Below are 22,453 nucleotides of genomic sequence, written 5' to 3' on the forward strand. Positions count from 1 at the left end.
CCTCTTCGTGGGTACTCCCGCAACTAGCTATGCCAAGGCAAAGTGTCGCCGACAAGAGGACGCCGACGGAAACAATCGAGTGGCGCCGACCGCCCACAGTCGCCTCCTTGAACTCCGGGAGCGAATACTACGACACAGTGATCACTGCCTCTTTAGTCCGTTTGGACGAAATCTGCTCGAGGCTGCCCGAAATGTCTGCTTGGCACACCTCAACAGCCGTTAGCAAGCTCAGCCCTGCTACGTCGGACCGCCGGGTAGACGGTCGCTCGGCGGCTCCCGGGCGCTGCCCGACGCTCCTTCCTGGGTGACCTGCGGGAACGCAGAATCTTCCGGGCGTACTTGACAGGGCATCGCGTACACGATGGATCGTCGGCTCGCGCCCGCCGCGTTCCGGACGCGCAGGACAAGAACGCCGACGGTGTCCCGATGTGGGTGGTGGACGTCCTCGTCGACGACCCCGAGGCCGACCGTGCCGAGATCGCCGGGGTGAAGGTCGCCAGCTACGACGAGCCCCGCACCGAGCTGGGCAAGGAGGTCCGCCTCCGCGGCCTGGTCGCCCTGCCCTACGTCCAGCAGGGCACCAGCCGGGTCGCCTTGTCCTTCTCCGCCGACGCGTCAGGCCATCCGCCGCGGCAGCTTCGGCCGCGTCAAGGAGCTGGTCGCTGCGATCAGGCGATTCATCGACGGCTGGAACGAGCGCTGCCACCCGTTCGTCTGGACCAAGACGGCCGACGAGCTGATCGATCACTGCCGACCCGGTCAAAGGACATCGTTTACGCGACACTAGCTAACGCGGGAGGCTGCCTTATCGGACCAGATCGCGGGCTTACTGTAACGCAGTACGAGTACCCTGTGAGCAGGAAGAAGTTCCTTCGTGCGCTCGACGACGTCGCGCCTGGATTCCAGCGCGCCGCACTCGCTTGTGTCGCCTGGCTCAACCGAACTCCTGCAGGACCGTTCTCCCCGAGTCTTCTCGAGGAGCTCGCTGGAGGCCAGCTTGGAGTTGTCGAGCTTCGTCAACGGCGCACCTCGAGCGCGGCCCGCGAGGAACACGGGGTGCTGGTTCGACCACTTAGCCGGCTAGCCGAGCTGCCTGACCTCGGCCAGGACATGCCCGAGCAGTCCCTCGACGTCCTTCCCACCCAGGACGAGCTGACGGTCGAGGAAACGGTTTCCCGACTCGCAGGACGTCTCGCTGACCAGACAGCAACCGTGGCAGGCCGACAGGTTCAGGCTCGAGGAGCCCTGTCGGTCACTCTCGATGCACACCGGGTCGTTCGAGCACACGTCCGCCTCGTCGAGCGCAGCCACAAGCATGGGGATGAGCTTGTCCGGGGCGCCCAGCCTCACCAGACCGCCGAGCGTCCCTTGCGCGTCGCCAGCGGCCGTGTAGATCAGAATCCCCGCCGTCCGGTCGGCGCGGTTGGCGTTGGCATAGATCCTCTCCTGGAGTGACGCGGACGCGTAGCCGCTAGCGAAGGCGAGTCTGCGTATGAGGAGGTGGGACAGCGTGTGGAGCGCTACGAATCGAGGTTCCGGGACATCGAGTCTCTGCGCCCACGGCGTTTCGCTCCTGCGTCCGACCAGGATGTCCGCCCTCGCTCGGACATCGGGAAGTCGTTCCCAATCCTGTAATTGCTGCTCGTCGAAACGGAGGAAGATGCCTTCCCCGAAGGTCTCGATCGCGGGGTAAGTTGGCCGCCTTCCCTGATCGGGGCCGAGGTCCGCTTGCACGAGCTCCGCGTCAGGGCTGTGGCGCCTGAACCCCCTCAACGCGCGCACCTCGCGCATCCGGCGCACCTGGCCCACAGCCGTCAGCCGATCGGTGAGGCTCGCCGGCCACGACGGCCTGGGCTCGACGGCCCACCCATCCACCACGAAGTCGCCGCCCGACCTGTCGCGCCCGCCTTCGAGCTTCTTGATGAACGCAGCCCACTCGCCGTCCTTGAGCCCCAGGAGGGGCTTCTCGTCCTCGCCATCACCGTCCGACCCGGCGGCGATCGCCAGGACGGCCTCCGGAGTCGTGCCGAGCTCGGTCGCGATCCACTCCGAGACCATCTGCGCCTGAGGGCCGCCGTTGTCGGCGACGATCTTCTCGAAGTAGACGTGCGCCCTCACCTTGTTCGCCAGCTCGACGGACGCGGGCGGCTCCTCCGGGATGTCGAGTGCCGAAAGCCTCTCGGCGAGGTAGTTCCCGGTGGCGCCGCGCTGAACGGCGACGAGCTTGTGCTCACACGCCTGAGCCTCGGACTTCTCGATCCATGGCTGTGTGCCGGTGCACCTGATGCCGTCCCGCGCGAGGGCGTCGTCCGTGACCAATTCCACAAGCGAGCGAGACCGGCCGCAGGCGGTGCACTCCATGCTCAGCGCCTTGAGCCCCTCTCCGAGCTTCGCGGATCGGGTGAACCGAAGCTCCTTATACGCCTTGCAGAAGCGCACCTCTTCGGTGACTCCCGCGTCGTGCCCGCGGTGCGTCCACATGAACCACGGGACGTCCTGGATGTGGCTGCCCTTCTTGCAGACCGCGACATACCGCATCGGCACGAGCGCACCGCCGCAGTCGCACCGATTGATCCACTTGCCCTTGGACCTCCCGGTGAGTTTCGAGACCTTGCCGCACTGCTCGCAGAAGCGCCAGGCGGGGAAACGCCAGTACGTGAGCGCGGGCGTCTCCTTGGCCGCGATCCCCGCGTGGGACGGCGCCTGCCGAAGGACTCCAGGGCCCAGCCTGTTGAGAAGGCGGTCGCAACTGATCTCTGGCGCGAACTTCTTGTCCCACCAGGAGGTGTCGGGTGCGATCAGGGACTCCCCGCGCACGTCCACGATCGCGCCGACGCCGAACGGGCTCACCGTTTCGGACAGCCTCAGGTCGTGCCTGATTGGCTCCATTCAGCTCTCTCCGTCCATCGGCTCCCGCACCTCGACCGCGACGTTCGGCTCCACCGACCTCATGGAGTCACCGACCAGCAATCCGTCGCCCTGCTGCCCGAACCGCTTCAACAGCGCCGAGTCCACCCCCGGGGACCGCTCGTACCGCAATCCGGAGTCGTCGTCACGGGACTCAGACGCTCGGCGTGCCCAGTTCCGCAGCAGAGCCCACACTTGGTCGGCGGTCTCGTCGGCCTCGATCTTGTCGGCGAGCCGCACACGCTCGACCAGCTTGCCGACGAGAGCCCCAACTGCGCTCTCTAAAGCCGTATCATCGAGGTCGAGCCGCGCCGCGGCGTTGTTGTCGGCGAGCTGGGCGACGGACTGCCGAAGCAGCATCACGACGGCGCCGGCGAGCGACCGGTCCCTGGAGGACAAGGACCACGGCGTGACGCTCGTGGGCTCGACGGTGCGGTAGAGGGACTCGTGATAGCTCCGGAAGGTCTCGAAATGAGAGCGGTCACGGGCACGGTTTGACCTGAAGAGTGTCGTGACCACGCCCCGCACGTCGCCACGCCCGACTCTGCTTGTCGCCTGGATGTACTCGGAGGTCGTCTTGGGTTGTCCGACCATCAGCATGAGTGAGAGCCGCGGCACGTCAATCCCGACCGAGAGCATGTTGGACGAAAGGACGACGTCGACCGCCTGGTCGGTCTGCTCGATGCTCCTGCCGAGCTCGCGAAGGTCGTTCGGCAACTCTTCCGGGCGTCGACGGCTGGTCAGCTCGACGACGCGGTCCGGCCGAATTCGCCGGTAGGTGATCCCCAGGCGGCCCGCGCGAGCTTCGAGCCTGGCGTTGACGTCGTCGACGACGAGGGGTCCGGACCGTCCGAGCTCCCGAAGGCTGTTGTGGTACATGACGAGGGTCCAGTAGGCGTCGCGCGAGAACCCGGACCCGCCCTCGAGCGTCTCGGGCAACTCCGCCAGGGGAGTGGTGGCGGCGATGACGGCAGATGCCTGCGACACTGACTGGGGCATCAGGCCGAGGTAAAGTCGGCCCTCGTCGGAGGCCACCGGGCGGGAGAAGAAGTTCTGGTCGTCGTCCAGGCCGGAAGGAGGATAGAGCGCCACCGCCCGGCCGTAAAGCCCACGCACCTGCTCCTGTGAGGAGCGAATCGTCGCGGTAGATGCGATGATCTTCGGTGTGCTACCGCCCTGTGCAAGCAGGAGCTGGAGCACGGCGTCGAACACGGCGACGGTGGTGCCAAGCGGGCCGGACAGCAGGTGGAGTTCGTCCTGAATGATCAACGACGGCTGGCGGAAGGGCCCCCCGACGCCGATCAGGCGCCCTGCGTCCGGCCTGAACTGAAGACGGGCGAACTTGTCGACGGTCGCCAGCAGGACTGTCGGTGGATTCTCGTACAGCACCTCGTCCACCACAGCGACTGGGATCTCCCGGTGGAAGGGACATTCGGCGTCCGTGCACCGGACGATCACGTCCCGGCCGACCGTGACGAAGCCGTACCGGCCGCGGTCGTCGGTGAACTTCGGGGGCACCAGCGAAGCGCCACACCAGGGGCAGCTCTCGACCTGGAAGCCGTTCGCCTCCTCCGGTCTGGCTGCCTTGTGGAGGCGCTCGAGTGCCTTGCCCGCCTCCCGGCGAGTTCCCGATGTGGCCTCGTTACCGACCCAGAGGCCGATCGAGAACGGTGCCATCCCGCTGGCCCGCGCGTCGGCGAGCCTGCCGGGTCGCCGCAGCAGCTCCATCGCGCAGATGAGTGCCGAGGTCCGATGGAACTGCTGGGCTGTGAGCAGGCGCAGCGTGTAGCGGGTGATCACGGCCGTCCCGCCGCCGGCCGCGCCGTGGACGAGTCGCCTGCGGAAGATCTCGATGGCGGCCAGTCCGAGGTAGGCCTCCGTCTTGCCGCCGCCTGTGGGGAACCAGATCAGGTCGACGAGATCTCGCTCGGGATGGTGGTCGTCGACCGTCGAGGCGAGGGATACGAGGATGAAGCCCAGCTGGAAGGGCCGCCAGATCGGCTCGGGAACGTGGTCAGGCTCCTTGCCCTCGTTGATCCGCGCCTGTCGCATCTGCAGGCGCATCGCGGCCATGCCCAGGGCGAACGCGGCGCGCAACGGGCCCTGCGTCGGGTCGCGCAGGATGTCCACCGTTGTGAGCATGCGGACCACAGTGGCTCGGGCCCTCTTCACGATGCGACGCGCCACGACGGCGTCGTGGCCGAAGCCCGCGACGCGGGCTTCCTGCTCTGCGACCCACGTCTCGTACGCCGTGACGAATGCCGCGAGTGCTGCGGTGACCTCGTCGGTACGAGAGTCCGCAGAGGCGAGGAAGTCCAGGCGGAGCGCTCGCGCTTCGGTGCTGGTGGGGTCGAAGGCAACCGTCTCGATGGCGGGTACGACGAAAGCGGGCACCGGGTCGAGGAAGGCTCTGGTACAGCGTCCGGCCTCGAGCTCCCAGTCTGCCGCCATCCCGTGGCCGACGGCGTAGGTCTTCCGGTTCCGGTACCGCAGGCGCAACTCCGCGGACTCGTCGTCGGCGTCCAGCGAAGCGGACGTGTCGTACTCGAGAATGCGACCGGACGCCGCCGGGCGTACGGCCAGCTCCACCTGGTAGAGGATCGAGCCCGGGTTCGCCATGGCGTCCCCGGCGCTCGTTGTCATGACGCGCGCGTGAACCGTCACGAGCCAGGCTGAACCAAATGCTCGCCAGCGCGACCCGATCTGGACTCTCACCCCGCACACGTCGAGTGAAAGGGGCGGTGTGTCACCCGACAGTTCCAGATCGTTGAAGGCGAAGGGCGTCCGCTGCCAGCTGGGAGGACCGTCCGCTTCCACCGGGGCATAGGTGCCACCCGCGAAGTCACAGAGGACGGAGTTGCTGTCGGTCACGAACGAGATGGCGACGGACGACGGCCGCCACTCCTCTGCTAGCGGAACAGTGGCATCTCCCTCTTCGACATCCCCCTCCGACACATCGGCGGTGAGGTCCTCGCCGGCGTCGTCGCTCGATGTCTCGCCCTCCGGCTGAGGCGGCCCGGACCCAGGCGGGTAGAGCATCCCGACCGTGTACTGGAGGTTCGGACGTCCGTTGACGACGATCTCGTCGGGGCCGCCCTCAGGCCCCATGTAGGCGGCGCGCGCGTGCAGCAAGGCGGCCTGCTGCGCTTCGGTCAGCGTCATCGCGCCTCCATGTTCGTGCGAAGAAGCTTCTGCAGACGCTTCCGGTCCTGCACGGAGATCACCAGGTGGAGAGCCACCCGAGCCCGGGTGACGGCGACGTAGAAGGCCGCGGCGCCCGTCTCGTCGAGGTTCTCCGGCACGTTGTAGACCACCACACGGTCGGCTTCGAGGCCCTTGGCGTGGCGCGGGCTCGTGATGGTCAGGCCCCGCTCGTCCCGCCGGGGTGGCTCCGAGGAGCCGCAGTCCACGAGCCAGATCGAGTCCGGGCGGGCCCCCTGCTCGACCAGGTCGTGCGCGACTTCTTTGGCCGCCTTGAGGTCTGCAGGAGCCTCCACCTCGTGCCAATGGAGGTCCTCGCCGTGGACTATGGCGGCATCGCCGATGTCGGCGCGGAGATACGACTGGACCATGTGCACGATCGGCTTGGTGTTGCGCACGTTCATAGGGAGCGGAAAGGAGACCGCCTCCTCGAGTATTAGTTCGTAGACGTCGGGGTCGAAGCCGCCGTCGACATGCGCCTGGTTGTTCGGGTCGAGGAACATGCGCCACCGACCCGCCGCGCGGCCGCCCGCGACGACGATGTCGAGTCTGTCCATCGCCTCCGCGGTCATGAGGTCCTGTGCCTCGTCGACGAACACGGCGTCGTAGGTCCTGCTGGCTGCGAGGTCGCCGAACGGGACGACATCGATGCCTCGGCCGGTGACGAGTGTCTCGAAGAAGGTCGTGAGCCCCGGCGATCTGAAGGTGATGAGTACTGATCGCTGCTGGTCGGCGTCCTGCTTGGCGCCTTCCGCCAGTGCCAGCGACTTGCCGGTACCGGCTCCTCCTAGGACTACGAGCCGTGAGGTCCGGTGGAGACCTTCGAGGTAACGGGCCTGGCCGGCGGTCGCACGAGTCTGCTCCTCGAAGACAGCGCCACGCTGGACGTCGATGCGAGGCAGGCGAGTGAACTCGCCGAAGAGCCGCTCGCGCACCTCGGCCGTCCGCTCACGCCGCGCGCGCGACGGAGCCTGCGGCGCACGGGACACGACCTCGTCGAATGCTCTTCTCAGCCCGTCGACCGTCATGTCGCTGCTCACGAGCCAGTGGGAAGGGTACCAGCCGATCGCCTTGTCCAGGTCGTCCACGTCTGGAGTGATCACTGCATGCTGGTCCGCGTACCAGCCCAGTCCGTCCTCCTTGAGGATCTGCCGCAGCGCCATCTTCGCCTCGTTGGCCTGGTCCATCGGCGACTCGCGCAGGGGATTCCAATCCTGGCGGCGGTTGATCGTCCACCACTTCCCCTGGACGCATCGGACGCCGCCGCCCTTGACCTCGAGGACGATCACGACGTCCTTCCACAGAACGACAAAGTCGGCCTCGGCTTGCTGCTTGTACCGATGAGAGCGCAACTTCACCGAGTGGAAGGCCACGGCAGTGGGGCCGCCGTCCACATTGGCCAGAAGGCGAGCCACCCGACGTTCGGCCTCGCTCGTGGCCGTGGCCAGGATCGTCTCAAGGTCCGGCGAAAGAATCATCTACTGCTGCTCCCGCCAGAGACGCTCGTACTCCCGATAGCCCAGAAAGCTGCTCATGTCGCCGAAGTCGTCGGCCATGTCCACGATGAGGCACTCCTTCTTGCCGCCGTTCGCCGGTCCTCGCAGCCCACGGCCTGCCATCTGGATGTAGGCGTTCGGACTGAACGTGGGGCGGGCGATGTAGAGCGCCCTTACGCCAGGAGCGTCGAAGCCCTGGATGAGGAGGTCACAGTTGGCCAGCACTTGCACCTTCCCGTCCTGGAATCGCTGGATGACGTCACGACGCTGCTGGCGGCCGGTTTGGCCGCTGACCGACTCGGCGACCACGTCTCGGTAGCGCAGCGACGCGGCCAAAACCTGCGCCGATAGGACACTGGGGGTGAACACCAGGATGGGCCAGCTCGGGTCCCGCTTCAGGATGTGGTCGACAAGGATTCCCATGCGGGCCTGGTCACGGCCCACGCGGTCCAGCACAGCGGGAGTGACGCGGCGACGGCGGCTCGCATCGTCGGCCTCGTCGGCCGAGAGTGTCACCTTCACTCCTGCGAGCACATCGTGCTTCACACGAGCCAATACGCCTCGGCGGGCGAGTTCCTGGTAGGCGTCACCTTCAAAAGCTCGGATGATCTTGTTGCCGAACCTCCTGACCAGCGAAATCGTGGCTGTCTCCGAGGTGCCCTTGAACGGGGTCGCGGAGAGGCCGACCAGCGGCCGCTCCCAGCCCGTGCCCGCGACTCCCAACCAGTTCAGGATCCTCGTGTACATCACTGAGTTGCCGGCGCGGTGGCCCTCGTCGACGATCACCACGGAGGCCCTGCTGAGCCACTGATAATCGGGGTTGTCCAAGATGCTGTTCAACTTGGCGTCGGTCGCGACGATGGCCGAGAACTCGGTATCGGGCTCGTGGACGACGTTGTTCTCCCAGAGGCGGCCGATAGTCATGGGCCGCTCGTCGCCAAGACCCCGCCACACCAAGCTGAAGGTCTGGACAGCCTGCTCACATAGTTCGAGCGATTGGGCGATCCACAGCACAGGCCCCTTGAGTTTGCCTTCGACGAAGAGGCTGAGGACGGTCTCGGAGGCGACACGCGTCTTCCCCGCGCCGGTCGGGAGCTCGACCATGGCCTTCTGGCAGCGACCGTCCGCGTTGCGAGTGGTGATCACCTCGCGGAGCTGCTGGCTGATCGTCTCCTGGAAGTCATGCAGCCCATTCAGACGGACCGCCCCAGGGACGACGAATTCCTGCTCTTGCCGTTCGTTGCGCCGTCCCGCGTACTCCGTCCCAAAGCCCATCCTGCGTAGCCAGCTGATCGTGGCCGGGCCGCCTGCCCACTCCTTGGGGACGTCGGGGTAGCCGAGGTGCCGGAAGTTCTCGTGGAGTTGCTTGATGGAGTCCGATCCCCAGACTGTCAGGAACAACTCGGCGACCGAGGTCCTCGTGTCGACCAGGCGCTGTGCTTCGAGGGCCGACCACAGACCGGACGGCAGCGCCTCGCGGAGGTCGTCCTCACCGAAGTAGACGTCCAGCCGTGAAGCATCATCACCGACTGCTTGCGCCTGCACGCGCTGGAGCTCGAGTTTGTGGTCGAGCCCTCGCTGCATCACCTGTCCGAGCTCGGCATTGTTCAGGTGAAGGCCGAAAGCTTCGTTGATGAAAGCGAGGCACTCGCCCTCGTCCGGGTCCTGCCCAACTAGCAGGCTGACGCCGTCGAGATGCCATGGGAGCGCCTGGTCCTCGACGCCATCTTCGGTGGTAACCCGCTTCGCCAACAGGGCGACCCGACTCAGGGTGGCGTTCTCCACGCGTTCAGCACCCCGGGCATTCCGCAGCCCGGGATAGAGGTCGACGATGCGCTCGCTCGCCTGCTGGCCGTCGATCAGCATCGAGAAGGTGAAGCTGTCCTCGAACCGTCGGCAGCCGATCTCGGTGACGAACGAGTTCACGTCCTCGGCGGCGACGCGGAGGAATGGTCGCTGACGCGCGGCGAGGAACAACGCCTGCTCGTCGTCCGTCGCGAGATACACAGCCCCAGGCGGCCGGCTCTCCATGGCCTTCTGGATGCGTGCGGGGATGCTGGGAGGTTTCGTTCCCGGATACGCCTTACGGCTGGCAGCCAGTACGAACTCGGCGATGACCACATCGTCGAGAGCCGGAGGGTAGATGTCCTCCTCGAGAGCCTGACGGAAGACCTCGCTGGGGACCTCGTCGAGCTCGTCGGGAAGGTCCAGCGCATGTGCCAGCTGGGACGGCCCCTTGAGCAGCGGCAGCAGCCCCTGATAGCGGACCAGCGAGGGCGCGATGACCTCGGCCGGCGGCTTGAACCCTCGCTCAGTCCTCAGGAGGCCGAACCTCTTCGCGGCCCACACAGCTGGACCGTCGACCCGGAACGTGCGATTGGTGTCGAGGTCCTCGCACGTCCACTGCTGGTCGGCGTACTGGAGCAGCCCGGTCGTCCACCTCTCCCGAACCTCAGGAGGCGCGCCTGCGTCGACGAGCATGGAGAGAATGGAGAAGGGGCCAGGCCCCGTGCCTGGGAAGACGTCGACCCGGCTGGTCGGCAGGTCGCCCGGGCCCCGGTTGCCGTTGAGCTGGGCGATGAGGGCCTCGACGTAGGACTGGTACCCCGGCTCGTCGTCCACCCCCAGGTCCTTGACCGGGCCGGTAAGCACACCGAGCGCGTGTGCCAGTGTCGGCAGGCATCGGTCATGGTCGAGGACGCGATTCGCGTAAGACGACGACAGGGCGTCGACGTCGTAGACGTCCCTCGACCGGTTCCAACTCCCGTCCATGGTGGGGACGAGGACTCGGTCTCTCTGTGCTCGCATCAGCTTGAGACCGATCGCGACCGGGACGTCCAGGGCCGCGTCCCACAAGCGGGTCAGCTCTTCGTCACCGGGCCGGTCCGAGAGGCGGGCGATCCGCGCGTTGAGGATCGCCTCCGGGTCCAGGTCACGAAAACCGGCTGCCCGGAGGATGTCCTCCACCCCCGGGCGCGTTAGGAACGTGGGCTCGACGAAGGAGGCGCCGTCGATCTCGAGGTCGGGTGCCTGGCGCAGGAAAACGACGTCCTTGTCGAGCAGCGAACGCATTCCGTCATTCGTGGGGACGACCTTAGCCTCGCGGATCCCTTCCACGTTCGAGTGACCCCAGACCACCTTGAGGGCGTTCGCCGAGGATGTGGCGTCGTCACCTTCGGCCCACTCGCGTAGCCATGACAGCAGTCCACGCTTGGGGACAAGCTCGAGCGCTCGCTTCTCGTCACGACCGGTGCCTGAGAACTGATCGTCGGAGAGTGAGGCGGTGAATAGGGTGCGTAGCCTCGCCACGCGCTGGGCGTTGGTGTAGCACCTCCAGTGGGGGACGTCGTCGCCCGTGTTGGGCGACTCGCACCACGCCTTGTGGATATCGGCTTTTAAATCGATACCGAAGTCCAGCGGGCGGAACTCCGACGGATGGTGAAGCTCCCCCACGGCGTCGGGCACAAGCGCACGCTCAGCGGCAATGCCTGGGATGTGGGCGACCAGCAACTCGTCCCCGTAGCTGAGGATCTCGCGTCCGCGGGCGGGCATGTAGTCAAGGTGCGCCGCCGGATCCGCTTGGGCGCGGACCCGGGGAAGCAAGTCGACAAACATCTCCGAGAGCGTGCGGAGGATCTCGCGGTTGTAGTTGTTCTTCAGCAGGGTGGTGCGGTCATCGTTGACGCTCCACGGTGCGTTGAAGAGAGCGGATGCCGACGTCCTGTCCTGCAAGGGGAAGTACGACCAGAACTCACCGATGCGACGGCGCGACTGCTCCGCGGGCAGCGCCACGGTGACCTTCACCCGCTGGCGCGAGACCGCCTCGCCGACCTCCTGGCGGGCCTCGTGCGACGGCTTGTGCATGCTGTCAAGCACGAGCCACTCGTCGTTGTCTCCGCTCGGCCGCTCGATGCGAAGCCGGCCGCCGCCCAGACCCCGTGACACGTGGCTGGTCTCGAACGGCTCTGGTCCCAGCACCCGGAGACGGACCTCGCGAACTGCGGGGACGAAGAGTAGGAACTCGGAAGAGAACTGCTCGATCTCATGGCGGAGCCGCTGGAGGTTCTCGGCAGCGGGCAGCTTGACGATCGTCGTCGCCCACTCGGCGAGACCGGCGAGGATCGGGTCGGAGCCGATCTCCGACACGGCGTCGACCGGCGTGGCTGTCCGCAGCACGGGGTACCGCTTGACGCCGCCGGCCACCTTCGTGAGGGCCGCTTTCGCCTCAGTGGAGTTGAAGCCGAAGGCGATGGACCGGCTGAGCACCTGAGGGGTGTCCGAAACGGCGAGCACGGACTTGAAGCCGAGGCCGAAGCGTCCGATCTCGTCCCCGCGTTTGCCGCTCAGGTGCGCCATGGTGATGGCTGTGATGCCGGACCTTGAGAAAGGGCGTCCGGTGTTAGCGCAGTACAGGGTCCGATTGGCGGGATCCAGGACGATTTCCACCCGCCCCGCCTCAGGTCCGTTGACGTCTTCGGCGCCAGCCACTGCGTCCGCCGCGTTCTGCACGAGCTCGAGAAGCGTTCTGCTGGCATAGCCGCCAGTGCGGATCGACTCCTCGAGGTTCGCGTGCTCCGACACGAGGTCAGGATGGATCCTATAGGATTCTATCGCCCTCTCGAACTGCTCCTTGACTACCCTCATCAGGCCGACGTCCGGCTTCCAGTCTGTCCATCCGTTCGTCACCACAGGGGCAGACTAACGATCACCGCCGACGGCGTCCTACGTCTCGGGCGACATCGTTGGCCGTCACCGGTCCTGCACTGATGTTCAAGACGCGCTCCGAGCAAAGACCTTCGTCGATCTCGGTCCGGCTTGTCGGCCGTGCTGTGTTGCTGGTGGTGGGCCGCTTACTCCGCCCGGTCTCGCGTTCCAGGGTGCTGGCGCATCGACTGGCGTCGACAGCCCTGCGGGCTGCCCTGGAGCGTGAGCCTCGCCGGGCGGAGTCGGGCGCGGAGGAGCAAGGGCGGGCGCTTCGCACCGCGCCCCGCAGCCAGCCCACCACAACCACATACCCCCGCTGCTCGGGCTGGTTGCCGACCCTTGTCGGAGGCCGCTATGTCCCAGACCCTCGATCACAAGGAGACGCCTAGCGAGAACACGCTTCGGCGGGTGCTCGGGCTGCGCCCGGTCCGCACGGTGTGTTCGACGGCGAGGACTTCCTCGAGCCGTGCCCCACTTGCGGGCACCGCCCCCCGGCCGAGCTCCCGCCCGGTGACCCGGTCACCGACGTTCCGGTCGACCGCGCCGCGGTCGCGCGGGCACACCGGACGGTGGCGATGCTGCTGCAGGTGCTCGACCAGCGCCGCCCGGCCAAGCACATCGCCGACCTGGTGGCGCAGCGAGTGCTGCGCTACCTGCGGGCGGTGCCGGTCGAGGCCAGCGGGCTGCGGGGGGGGGGCCGGTTGCTGAGCTGCTACCCGTCGCAGCCACACGAGGGCGTGGTGGAGATAGCCGGATCGGTCCGGCTCCGGGGACAACGCCGGGCGCTGGCCGCGTCGTTCACGCGGGCCGGGCTGGACCGGTATATGTGCTCGACGTCCGGATCCTGTGAGGCCGATGGGGCCAGGCGAGACCTTCTCGCCCGGTCCCGTCAGGCCGTCGCAGTCGACCTGGCGCGTTGTGCTGGCATACCACGGCGCGCCGGGCCCTAGGTTCCTGGGTTCCTTTGGCCGATGAGTTTCGCGAGGCTGGTTGCGAGCTGGACCGGCACGGCGTTTCCGATCTGGCGCGCGATGGAGACCTTGGCGCCGCACCACTGGTAGTCGAGGGGGAAGGTCTGGAGGAGGGCGCCCTCGGCGAGGGTGAGGGGGCGGTGCTCCTCCGGGTGGAGGTAGCGGCCCTTCTCGGGCTTCACGAACTCCGTGCGGATCGTGACCGAGGGCTTGTCCCAGCGGAGCCGCCCCATGACGTCCATAGAGCCAGTCCTGTGCTTGCGCCAGCCCGGGGTCTGGAGCTTCCACGGTAGGTCGAGGCGGTTGCCGCCTTCGGGGATGGACGCGAAGCGCTCGACGGAGATCGGCTGCAGGTGGCGGGTAACGTGCAGTTGCGAGGTCTTGAACGAGCCGGGGAGGCCGCCGTCGAAGTCGAAGATCCCGTCGGGGAGCTCGATGTTGTCGGGGTCGACCGCCGCCGGCAGACCGACGAGGGCCTGGCGGACGGTCACGAACTTCTCCGGTCGGCCGGCGAACTCACCCTGCGGGTCAGGCAGGGGATCGCGGCTCTTGTGCCGGGCGAGCACGACCGCGCGCTTTCGGACTTGCGGGACGCCGAACTCGGCGGCGTTGAGGGTGAAGGGCTGCAGTTCGTAGTTCCGGAGTGGTCCGTCCGGCCCGGTGGCGAGCTGGAGCAGGTTCCACTGCGGTGACCTGAAGAAGGCCGCGACGTTCTCGATGACGAAGTAGGAGGGCTGGATCTTCTCGACGACCCGCACGTACTCGCGCCAGAGCCGGTTGCGGTAGTCGAGAGGGTCGCGCTTGCCCAGGTTGGAGAAGCCTTGGCAAGGCGGCCCGCCGACCACGATGTCCGCGTCCGGAATGGCGGCGGTCGGCCAATCCTCGATCCGGCCGTGGAAGAGGTGGTCGCGGCCGTAGTTCGCCGCATAGGTCGCCGCGGCGGCACGGTCGAGCTCGACGGAGGCGACGACCTCAAACTTCGAGGTGATCTCCGGATCCTTGTTCGCATCGAGAAAACCCTTGGTCAGGCCACCACAGCCCGCGAATAGGTCCACCAGCCGCAGCGTCGACACATCGGTAACCTAGCCGGCGGGTACGACAATCCGGCGCAGGGTGCCAGCGTGTCCACAGCCTGCGCTGTGCTAGCGGTACGGAGGGAGGAACGGTGTCGAGCGACCGTCCCACCCCGTCGAGCACCGCAGTCTCGGAGCGGATGAGCCGCGCCCGTCGTCGCGACACAGAGCCCGAGATGATGATCCGCAAGGAGGCCCACCGCCGGGGCCTCCGCTACCGCGTGGAGGCCGCCATCCCCGGCATGCCCCGCCGCCGCGCCGACATGATTTTCGCCGGCGCGAAGGTCGCGGTGTTCGTGGACGGCTGCTTCTGGCACTCCTGCCCCGAGCACACGAGCATTCCGCGGGCGAACCGCGAGTGGTGGGTCGCCAAGCTGGAGAAGAACCAGCTCCGGGATCGGGCGACCGACGTGCACCTGGAGGGCCTGGGCTGGACGGTCCTGCGCTTCTGGGAGCACGAGGACCCGCTGGTCGCAGTGGACGCCGTGGAGAGGGCCGTTCGCGGTCACTGAGCCCGCCGGTCGGCCTCGCGGATCGCGGCCACCGCTATGGCGGCCTCGCGGCGGATCTCGCCGCAGAGGTGGGCGTAGTCGAGGGCGTCGAACTCGAGGATCGCGGCGGTGCGCAGGAGTCGCTTGAGCACGTCGCGCAGGATCCGCCGCGAACCGAATTCCGCGGTGTCGACGCTGGGCCAGACGTCGGCGAGGGCCCGGACCACGGAGCGGCTGCCGCCGAGCAGGTTGCGGCGGGCGTAGATCTGGTCGAAGTCGGACTCGTTGAAGGTGTCGAGCAGCCGGTACGGGTCGGGTTCGTTCGGGAGGGCGAGCAGGTGGGCGCGCCACCAGAGCCTGCCCCAGACGTGACGGGTGATGTCCGTGCCGAGGATCCGGTCGACGGGCGGTTCCCAGTAGCGCCAGTAGGAGACGTCGGGCAGGACGACCAGGGCGAGGAACGCCCAGATCGGCCGGACGGCGGCCTCCGCAGCGACGAGCCCCATGCGCTCGTGGAGCAGCCGGGCGATCTCCCGGTCGAACTCGGTGTGGTCGCGTCGCCGCCCACCTCCGGGGAACCCGGACTCCTCGGCGATCTTGACGACCCGGTTGCGAAGGTCCTCCAGGTGCTCGACTGGCACCCGGTCGCCGCCCGTCGCGGCGAAGACCGCGGATGGGTGCCGGAAGGCGGGCAGCTCCTGCAGCTCCTCGACCGTGAGCCGCGTGTAGCGCTTGTGTATGTCGAGTGCGGCGGCGTCGAGCAGGCGCGGGTAGAGGATGCTCATGCGCCTCCCAGGAGCCCGGTGGCGTTCTGGATCTGCGAGGTGAACATGATCGGCTCGTGGTCCCGGTCGCGCCGCAGGGCTTCGAGGGTCTTGCTGGGGAAGGTGTTCCGGACGACGGAGGCGAGCAGTGCGCCGACGGACCCGGCGGGGTAGTCGGTGTCGAGGTCGAACTCCTCATCGACGAGGGCCCGTTCGACCAGCGACCGGACGACCTCGCTGCGGATGGCCGAGAGGACGAGCTTGTCGGCGTCGGTCGGGTCGGCGGCGTTCTCCAGGGCCGTGGTCACGACCTCGCGGCGCTTGTTCGCCAGGAGCAGGATCGAGCCGAGGGCCTGGGACTCCAGGTCGACGCCGAGCTCCAGGTGCCAGGCCGCGCCCGCCGGGTAGGGCAGGTGCTGGAAGTCCACGATGGCCAGCGGGAACAGCACGGCGTCGCCCTGGAGCATCACCGACCGCACGTCGTGCCAGAGCACGCTGCCCGGCCTCGATGGCGCCGCGGCCGAGGCGGGCGACGGGCCGACCGTGCGCAGCGTCAGGCTGGTCTCGAGATCGAGGCGACCGCCCAGCTCGTCACCGGGAAGCTCGAAGTCGATCTCCAACTCGACGTCGGGCGCGGCGGGGACGGGAGCCTGCCAGGCACGGCCGCGCAGCGAGGAGTTCGCGGCCGACCAGACGACAGTGAGGACGATCTCGGCGTCGGTCGGGAGACCGCAGGACAGACGGGCCTGAAGGCCGTCGATCCGCATCGGGCGGCGCAGGTGCAGGACGGTGCCGTAGTCCCAGTCGGGGAGCTCGACCGGCAGCTCGTCGAGCGAGTCCGCCGTGGCGCGCAGCCAGGGCCCGCCGGCGACGACATCGACGGGAGGGCGGCGGTAGGGGTAGGCGCGGCTCACGAGGCGACCGCCTGCTCGACCCGCGCGCCGACGACCACGATGTCGGTGATGGTGTCCGGAACCGGGAGCACGACGAGCTCGACCTCGGACGGGCTGGCGACGAGGCAGGTCGCGCCGACCTGCTCACCGTCGGGGGTGAGCCAGGCGAGGACCTGCGGGCGTGCCGCACCGACCGGGGTCTCGTCCTCGCGCGCCCGGTCGCCCAGCCCCACTGAGAGCCGGGACTCCAACAGCACGGGCCCGGGACCGGTCACGGAGAACCGCTGAACCAGGACGACCCGGCCGTCACGCTCGTCGACGGCCGGGTAGGTCAGGTCGCTGACCCGCACCTTGTCGCGGGGGACGGGCGATGGGCGTCCGCCACCGGCTCCGCGTCCGGTCCCCGAGGCGCTCGCAGGCTGATCGGGGCGGGCGAAGGCAGCCGCGACGATGCCGCCGAGGAAGTTGCTCGCGGCACCGAGCGCGACCCCGCCCTCGGACTTCACCGTCGCCACGACGGACGATCGGTAGCTCGCGAGCTGCTCCTTGATCCGACGGAACGTGACCCGCACGAACGTCTTGTCGTGGCCGGTCAACTGCTCGTGCACCCAGTGGTCGTGGGTGGGCGGCTCGGCGGCGGCGAAGACCGCGTCGAGATCGTCGACCGCCCGGAACACCCCGGCGTAGGCGCGGTTCACCGAGCCGGTCTCGGTCTGTTCGAGGTAGCGCACGACGAGCTCGGGCGCGCGCATGAGGCAGATGTGGTGCGGGTCCCCCGGGACGCCGGCGCACTCCGCCGCGAGACTCGACTGAGCCGTCATCGGCACGACGAACCGGTGCTCGACGGCGAAGTTGCCGAGCTTCTTCCGCGGGTTGCCGCACTCCAGCACCACGCCCTCGCCGTCGCGCTGCGCGCGGTAGGCGTCGACGAACATCTCCAGCGGGTAGGTGTCGGCCGGGTCGGGGACCGGGAACGTCGTGCCGCCGGCACGGACCTCGGCGACGAGCCGGTTGTCACCACGCTCGGGGAGCATGATCGGCCAGAGCTGCCAGGCGATGGTGTTGGCCAGGTGCCGGGCCGCGTCGCCGATCTCCTCGAAGTCGTCGAGGTCGGGATCGAGCACGACGAGGGTGGTGCCGGTCTCGCCGTCGGGAAACGGCTGCAGGCCCAGGAGGCGGGCGACGGAGTCGGCCTCCGCGCCGCGCAACGGCTCGACATGCCCCTCCTGGACGTCGCCCCACCAGTGCCGTCCGGTGAACGGGCGGGTCTCGCCGGTGGGGGACTCGCGGCCGTCGAACGAGCTCCGCATGGCGATGCCGATCAGCCGGGACTTCAGCCCGACGCCGGGCTCCTCGGTGCGGGTGTAGACGAGGATGGTGCCCACCTTGGACAGTCGGTAGAGCACGGCCTTGCCGTAGCCGTAGGTGCCGCCACCCTGGTGGGTGTCGCGCTTCTCGCCGACGTTGAGCACGAAGGAGACCCAGTCACGGCGGTCGACGGCCAGCTCGTCGGCCCGGGTGGGCCCGCCGAGGCCCTTGGTGCCGCGGTCGACGACCGAGAGCAGCCGCAGGTTCGACGTCCGGACCAGCTTCCCGATGCCGAGGTTCTCCTCGCGGTTCGCCCGCGGGCTGAGCAGCCGTTCCCAGTTGGGCCGGTGGGTGGGGGAGACGGTGGTCAGCTCGAGCCGGAAGGTGGTGGGCCGGTCGCCGATGCGGGCATCCCAGGAGTTCTGGGCCGTCTCGCGGACGAACACGGTCAGCGGGTCGACGGGTGGGCGGCCGAGTTGGTTGCGGATGCCCTCGGACGCGATCGCGCCCGTGGGCGGGAAGGGTTGGGACCACCAGCGCGGGGTCGTCACGCCTGCTCCAGGAAGGTCTCGACGGGATCGGCGTCCGTGCGGGCGGCGACAGCGGGCGCGCTGTCGAGGTCGACGTCGTAGCCGATGTTCGCCAGCCCGGCGAGCGTCGCGTCGCCGACCAGACCCGCGCTCGTCAGGCGCGGGAATCCCGGCCTGACCTCGTACGTCTGCTGCTCGACGACCTCGAACACCCGCCGCGAGTACACCTCGCGCTCGGTGGACTGGTAGCCGAACTCGCGCAGCGCGGAGTGGAACGCGGCCTCGTCGTCGGCCACCTGCAGGACCTCGTCGGCCAGGTCGGGCACCGAGCGGCCGCGGTCGGTCCGTAGTCGCAGCCAGGTCAGCAGCAGCCGACCGTCGCCGCCGTCGAGCTGGCCGAGGCCGTGGATGCGGACGCAGCGGGACTCGACCGACGTCGTCGACTTGACCTCCAGCGCGACGTCGGCGCGGTGGAAGTCCTGCTGGCTGCGGAACGGGCCGGTCCAGAACGCGACGGCGCCGGGGTCGCGGGCGAGCATCGCGAGCAGGACGGTCAGCTCGCCGTAGAGGCCGGCGAGCTCCGACGGCGTCAGTGTGCGCCGCGTGCCCGAGAGCAGGGAGCGCCAGTCCGCGAGGGTCTTCCGCAGCGCCGGGACCGCGCGGTCAGGGGTGGCCGCGATCCGGGTGAGGACCTCGACGCAGAGCGCGGTGAAGAGGTCGCTGAGCCGGTCGTCGGCGAGTGCCAGCGAGGCGTAGACGCGGAAGCTGGTCTCGTCCTCGAGCTCCTGGCGGCGCAGGGTGACCGCGCGCCCGTCGACGTCCTCCTGCAGCGTGTGCTTCGGGTCGATCGGGAGCAGCAGGTGCCGGGCGCCGGTGTCGCGGACGCCGATGAGGACGGGGCCGCGGGCAGTGTCGACCCCGCTCGTGGCCGTCCGGAAGAGGCTGACCACGGGTCTGGCCGCCGCAGCGGACCAGAGCTTGACGAGTTGAGCGCCGTCCGGGGTCACTCGTCGTCCTGTTCCAGGATGGAGGTGTCGTCCTCCTCGACGACCACCTTGGACAGGTCCGCGCTCATGTACTCGACGTCGGAGTCCTTGTACTTGGGCTCGGGGAAGACCAGCGCGACGCCCATGACGACGTCGTTGGTCGGCGCGGCGAGCGGGACGCGGCCCTTGGTGTTCTTGGGCTCGGACTCCGGCTCAATTGGGTAGAGCAGCAGCAGGCCTTCGGTGGGGCGCTTCTGTCGCCGCAGCGTCACGAGTTCCTTGCGGCTCATGGTGCTGGCGTTGGACGCGTCGAGGTCGAGGGCCTCGTCGCGGCGGCTCGTCAGTGTCTTGATGTCCGCGACGCCGTCGAAGTCAACGTCGTCGTCGTAGGAGAGCCGGGAGCGGCGAACCATCTTGACGTCGATGCCCGAGCCGAGGTCGCAGCGCTTGGTGTCGGCCGTGTCCTGCGAGTTGCCGACCACTCCGATGCTCCAACGGCCGAGCGAGCCAGCCCGCACCCGCTTGCGGATGTACTCGGCGAGCCGGCCGCTGTGCCCGTCGGAGGACCGATCGTGGAACGAGTAGGTGCTCAGGAACTCCAGCACCGCCTGGTGGGGAACCTCGGTGAACAGCGCGGTCTCGTCCCGCGACGGCGTGGCCGTCCCGTCCTTTGCCGCCCGCGCGACCAGCGTCCGCGCGGCGGCCGCGTTGGCCTCCAGCCAGGGCGACCCGTTGTCGGAGACGTCGAAGAACCGGGACTCGACGAGCTGGCCGCCGTAGGCCGCGGTGGCCTTGACCGCGCTGGTCATCTTCGCCTTGGCCGTGATGCTCATCTTCGGGTGCGTCTGCAGCCGCACGGCGAAGTTCAGCGGCGTGACGCCCGGGTTCATGTAGCGGTTGATGTCCTGGCGCATCTCGGCCTCGACCGTGGCCAGGTGGCTGAACCACTCCATGAGCTCGTCGGTCATCCAGATGCGGGGAAGATCGGCGTAGTGGTTGCGGTAGCCGAACCAGCGGCCCATCTGCAGCAGGGTGTCGTAGGCGGACACGGCGCGGACGAAGAGGCTGGAGACGAGGCCCTCCAGCGTGAGGCCGCGGGACAGCGTGTTGCCGCCGACCGCGATGGCCGTGACTGGGCCGGACTCGTAGTCCAGTCGGTCGTTGCTGCGGTAGTTGTCGATCACGACCTTTGTGGCCTTGACGACGGCGGGGAGCTCTTCGAGCAGGTCCTCGAACGCGACCGGGGCCTCGCCGAAGTCGGCGGCGGGGACCCGCGCGGTCTCCTTCGCCCACGTCGTCCGTAGCCGGTCCAGCAGCTCGGGGTCCCCGATGGTCAAGGCCTCCAGCATCCGGTTCTTCAGCTGGAGCAGTGGGTTCTTGAAACGCTCGTGGACCGTTGTGTCGGTCGTCGTGTGGATGAGCATCGTCGAATGCTTGTTGCCGCCGCCGCGGACCTTCCGCGCCGCCGTGGCCAGCCAGAACCACTCGACTGAGCGGCGCAGCGAGTGGGTCAGGCCCGGGTAGAAGTCGGCCGCCTCCTTCTTCGTCCGCGGCTTGAGGTCATCGACCTCGTCGTCGGGGACGGTGCGGACCATGTCGTAGCCGCCGGGCAGGTCGGCCGGGTCCTCGCCGGGCAGTAGCTCGCGGCCGAAGAGGATCTCGGTGCCCTGGTAGTCCGTGGGCTGCGGCAGGTTGACGATGAAGTCGCGCGGGTAGAAGTCGGTCTCGTCGGAGGGCTTGATCAGCAGGTTCGCGAACGGCGTGGCGGTGTACCCGATGTATCCTACCTTCGGGAACTTGCTCATCACCTGGTAGAGCAGCGGATTGATCTTCGCCGTGGCGACCGTGGACTGGTCGGCCTCGTCGTCGATGATCAGCGTCGGGGTGCCGGCCAGGTAGTCGCCGCCCTTGGCCAGCCAGTCGCGCAGCTTGCGCAGCACTGCGGCGTTCTTCTTGACCACCAGCAGCATGTGGTGGTCCTTCGTCGCGAAGAAGACCTGCGGGTTGCCGCCGGGCGGGGTGAAGTCCTTGTCCTCGGTGGTGACCTCGTGCCAGAGGTCGGGGTTGGCGTGGACGAGGTCGCTGGCGAGGCGGATCTGGGTCTGCCGACGCAGCGTGTTGTGGATGCCGGACAGCACGATGAAGAGCTTGTAGCCGCGGTCGGCGGCCTTCGCCATGACTCCGGTGAAGTTCGTGGTCTTGCCGGACTGCACGAACCCGACGACGAGCCCGCGCGTGCGGAACTCGTCCTGCTTTGGGTGGTCGAGCAATGAGAGGATCTTCGTCGACGCCTCATCGACGGACGCGATGTTGTCCTCACCGAAGTTCTTCGCCTGCAGCGACTTCACGACGGCCGGCCAGTTGCGGTCCATGTCCTTGGGGCCCGTGTACCAGGTGACGCGCCCGTCTCGCCAGACCGACGGCGGCTGGTCGAGGTTCCGGATCCGGATGGTCTCGGCCTCGTGCTTCTCGCGCACGGCCTTGATCAGCGGAGCCGGGACCATCATCATCTCGAGTTCCTTGACGGCGTCGGCCGGCGAACTCTTGTCGGAGAACTTCAGGAAGACCTTGTAGGCACCCTCGATCTGCTTGTCCGACAGTCCGTCAGCCACCCGGCTACCCCCCACGTGCCCCGTTCAGATGTTCGGAAGGCTAATCAGCGAAGGGCAGCGGTGTGTTACCGGGCCACTCGTCCGAGTGGCAGACCCGGAGTAGTACGCGAGTGACCAGCGAGGAGGAGACGCGGATCGACCTGGTGACCGGTCAACTCGGCATGAAGATCATCGGCATGACTGCGGCGATGACTGCGAACGTCCCCGTAGACATGCCAACGAGTACAGCAGGGCCAGCAACTGCGCCGCGCTGAGTTGCAGCATGCAGGCGAGGGGTCGCTACACCCGGCACTTTCAATCCGCGGGTTCCGGGTTCGATCCCCGGCGGCCCACCGAACACCCAGGTCAGGGAGCTGGCCCCACGTCCCGGTCAAGATCTTGGGTGCAAAAACCTGTTGGCGGACCACGGCGACCGCTGCTACTTCTTCAGAGGCCGTGCCAGAGAACGAGGAGGTGGTACCCGTAACGCAGTATCGACATGGGTGCTCCCCTCCGGGGTCACGGTCGGGCGATAGGT

General features: G+C 68.0%; 12 protein-coding genes and 1 pseudogene. 3 read left to right on the forward strand and 10 right to left on the reverse strand.

Features of this window, described 5'->3' with window-relative positions; translation table 11 throughout:
- Positions 1 to 610: 610 nt before the first annotated feature.
- A pseudogene (locus ABD143_RS06915) lies at positions 611 to 787 on the forward strand (IS630 family transposase); the annotation flags it as partial.
- Between the two features lie 293 nt (positions 788 to 1,080).
- Here ABD143_RS06915 and drmB read toward each other — a convergent pair.
- Genes drmB through ABD143_RS06935 form a run of 4 tightly spaced genes read right to left on the reverse strand, consistent with a single transcriptional unit; the run spans position 1,081 to position 12,293 of the window.
- Positions 1,081 to 2,889, reverse strand: coding sequence for a DrmB family protein (gene drmB / locus ABD143_RS06920; RefSeq protein WP_343972830.1), 1,809 nt, complete (start codon positions 2,887 to 2,889; stop codon positions 1,081 to 1,083).
- The gene (locus tag ABD143_RS06925) at positions 2,890 to 6,069 is read right to left on the reverse strand and encodes a helicase-related protein (protein WP_343972833.1); all 3,180 of its coding nucleotides are present in this window, start codon (positions 6,067 to 6,069) and stop codon (positions 2,890 to 2,892) included.
- Positions 6,066 to 7,586 (reverse strand): NERD domain-containing protein, encoded by a 1,521-nt coding sequence (locus tag ABD143_RS06930; RefSeq protein WP_343972836.1) that lies wholly within the window; start codon positions 7,584 to 7,586, stop codon positions 6,066 to 6,068. Before ABD143_RS06930 ends, ABD143_RS06925 begins: the two co-directional genes overlap by 4 nt.
- Positions 7,587 to 12,293, reverse strand: a complete 4,707-nt coding sequence (locus tag ABD143_RS06935; RefSeq protein ID WP_343972839.1) for a DEAD/DEAH box helicase — start codon at positions 12,291 to 12,293, stop codon at positions 7,587 to 7,589.
- Between the two features lie 452 nt (positions 12,294 to 12,745).
- Here ABD143_RS06935 and ABD143_RS06940 point away from each other — a divergent pair, with 452 nt between their 5' ends.
- The gene (locus ABD143_RS06940; RefSeq protein ID WP_343972842.1) at positions 12,746 to 13,258 is read left to right on the forward strand and encodes an Rv3235 family protein; all 513 of its coding nucleotides are present in this window, start codon (positions 12,746 to 12,748) and stop codon (positions 13,256 to 13,258) included.
- Here the strand turns inward: ABD143_RS06940 and ABD143_RS06945 are convergent.
- Positions 13,255 to 14,352, reverse strand: coding sequence for a DNA cytosine methyltransferase (locus ABD143_RS06945; RefSeq protein ID WP_343972845.1), 1,098 nt, complete (start codon positions 14,350 to 14,352; stop codon positions 13,255 to 13,257). The genes ABD143_RS06940 and ABD143_RS06945 overlap by 4 nt on opposite strands.
- Before the next feature lie 92 nt (positions 14,353 to 14,444).
- Here ABD143_RS06945 and ABD143_RS06950 point away from each other — a divergent pair, with 92 nt between their 5' ends.
- Complete coding sequence (locus ABD143_RS06950; protein WP_343972848.1) at positions 14,445 to 14,864, forward strand: very short patch repair endonuclease; 420 nt, start codon at positions 14,445 to 14,447, stop codon at positions 14,862 to 14,864.
- Here ABD143_RS06950 and ABD143_RS06955 read toward each other — a convergent pair.
- From ABD143_RS06955 to ABD143_RS06975, 5 genes are read right to left on the reverse strand one after another with little or no spacing between them, the layout of a single operon-like run.
- Entirely contained in the window at positions 14,858 to 15,628 is a 771-nt protein-coding gene (locus ABD143_RS06955) for a DUF6339 family protein (protein ID WP_343972851.1), read from the reverse strand. The two genes, ABD143_RS06950 and ABD143_RS06955, sit on opposite strands and share 7 nt — an antisense overlap.
- Complete coding sequence (locus ABD143_RS06960; RefSeq protein WP_343972854.1) at positions 15,625 to 16,521, reverse strand: hypothetical protein; 897 nt, start codon at positions 16,519 to 16,521, stop codon at positions 15,625 to 15,627. The genes ABD143_RS06955 and ABD143_RS06960 overlap by 4 nt, the downstream gene beginning before the upstream one ends.
- Complete coding sequence (locus ABD143_RS06965; RefSeq protein WP_343972857.1) at positions 16,518 to 18,359, reverse strand: hypothetical protein; 1,842 nt, start codon at positions 18,357 to 18,359, stop codon at positions 16,518 to 16,520. The genes ABD143_RS06960 and ABD143_RS06965 overlap by 4 nt, the downstream gene beginning before the upstream one ends.
- A complete protein-coding gene (locus ABD143_RS06970; RefSeq protein ID WP_343972859.1) occupies positions 18,356 to 19,345 on the reverse strand; it encodes a PD-(D/E)XK motif protein in 990 nt (329 codons plus the stop codon). Before ABD143_RS06970 ends, ABD143_RS06965 begins: the two co-directional genes overlap by 4 nt.
- A complete protein-coding gene (locus ABD143_RS06975; protein WP_343972862.1) occupies positions 19,342 to 21,936 on the reverse strand; it encodes a Z1 domain-containing protein in 2,595 nt (864 codons plus the stop codon). Before ABD143_RS06975 ends, ABD143_RS06970 begins: the two co-directional genes overlap by 4 nt.
- Positions 21,937 to 22,453 lie beyond the last annotated feature (517 nt).

It is taken from the genome of Pseudonocardia aurantiaca (assembly GCF_039526725.1).
Taxonomy (GTDB): domain Bacteria; phylum Actinomycetota; class Actinomycetes; order Mycobacteriales; family Pseudonocardiaceae; genus Pseudonocardia; species Pseudonocardia aurantiaca.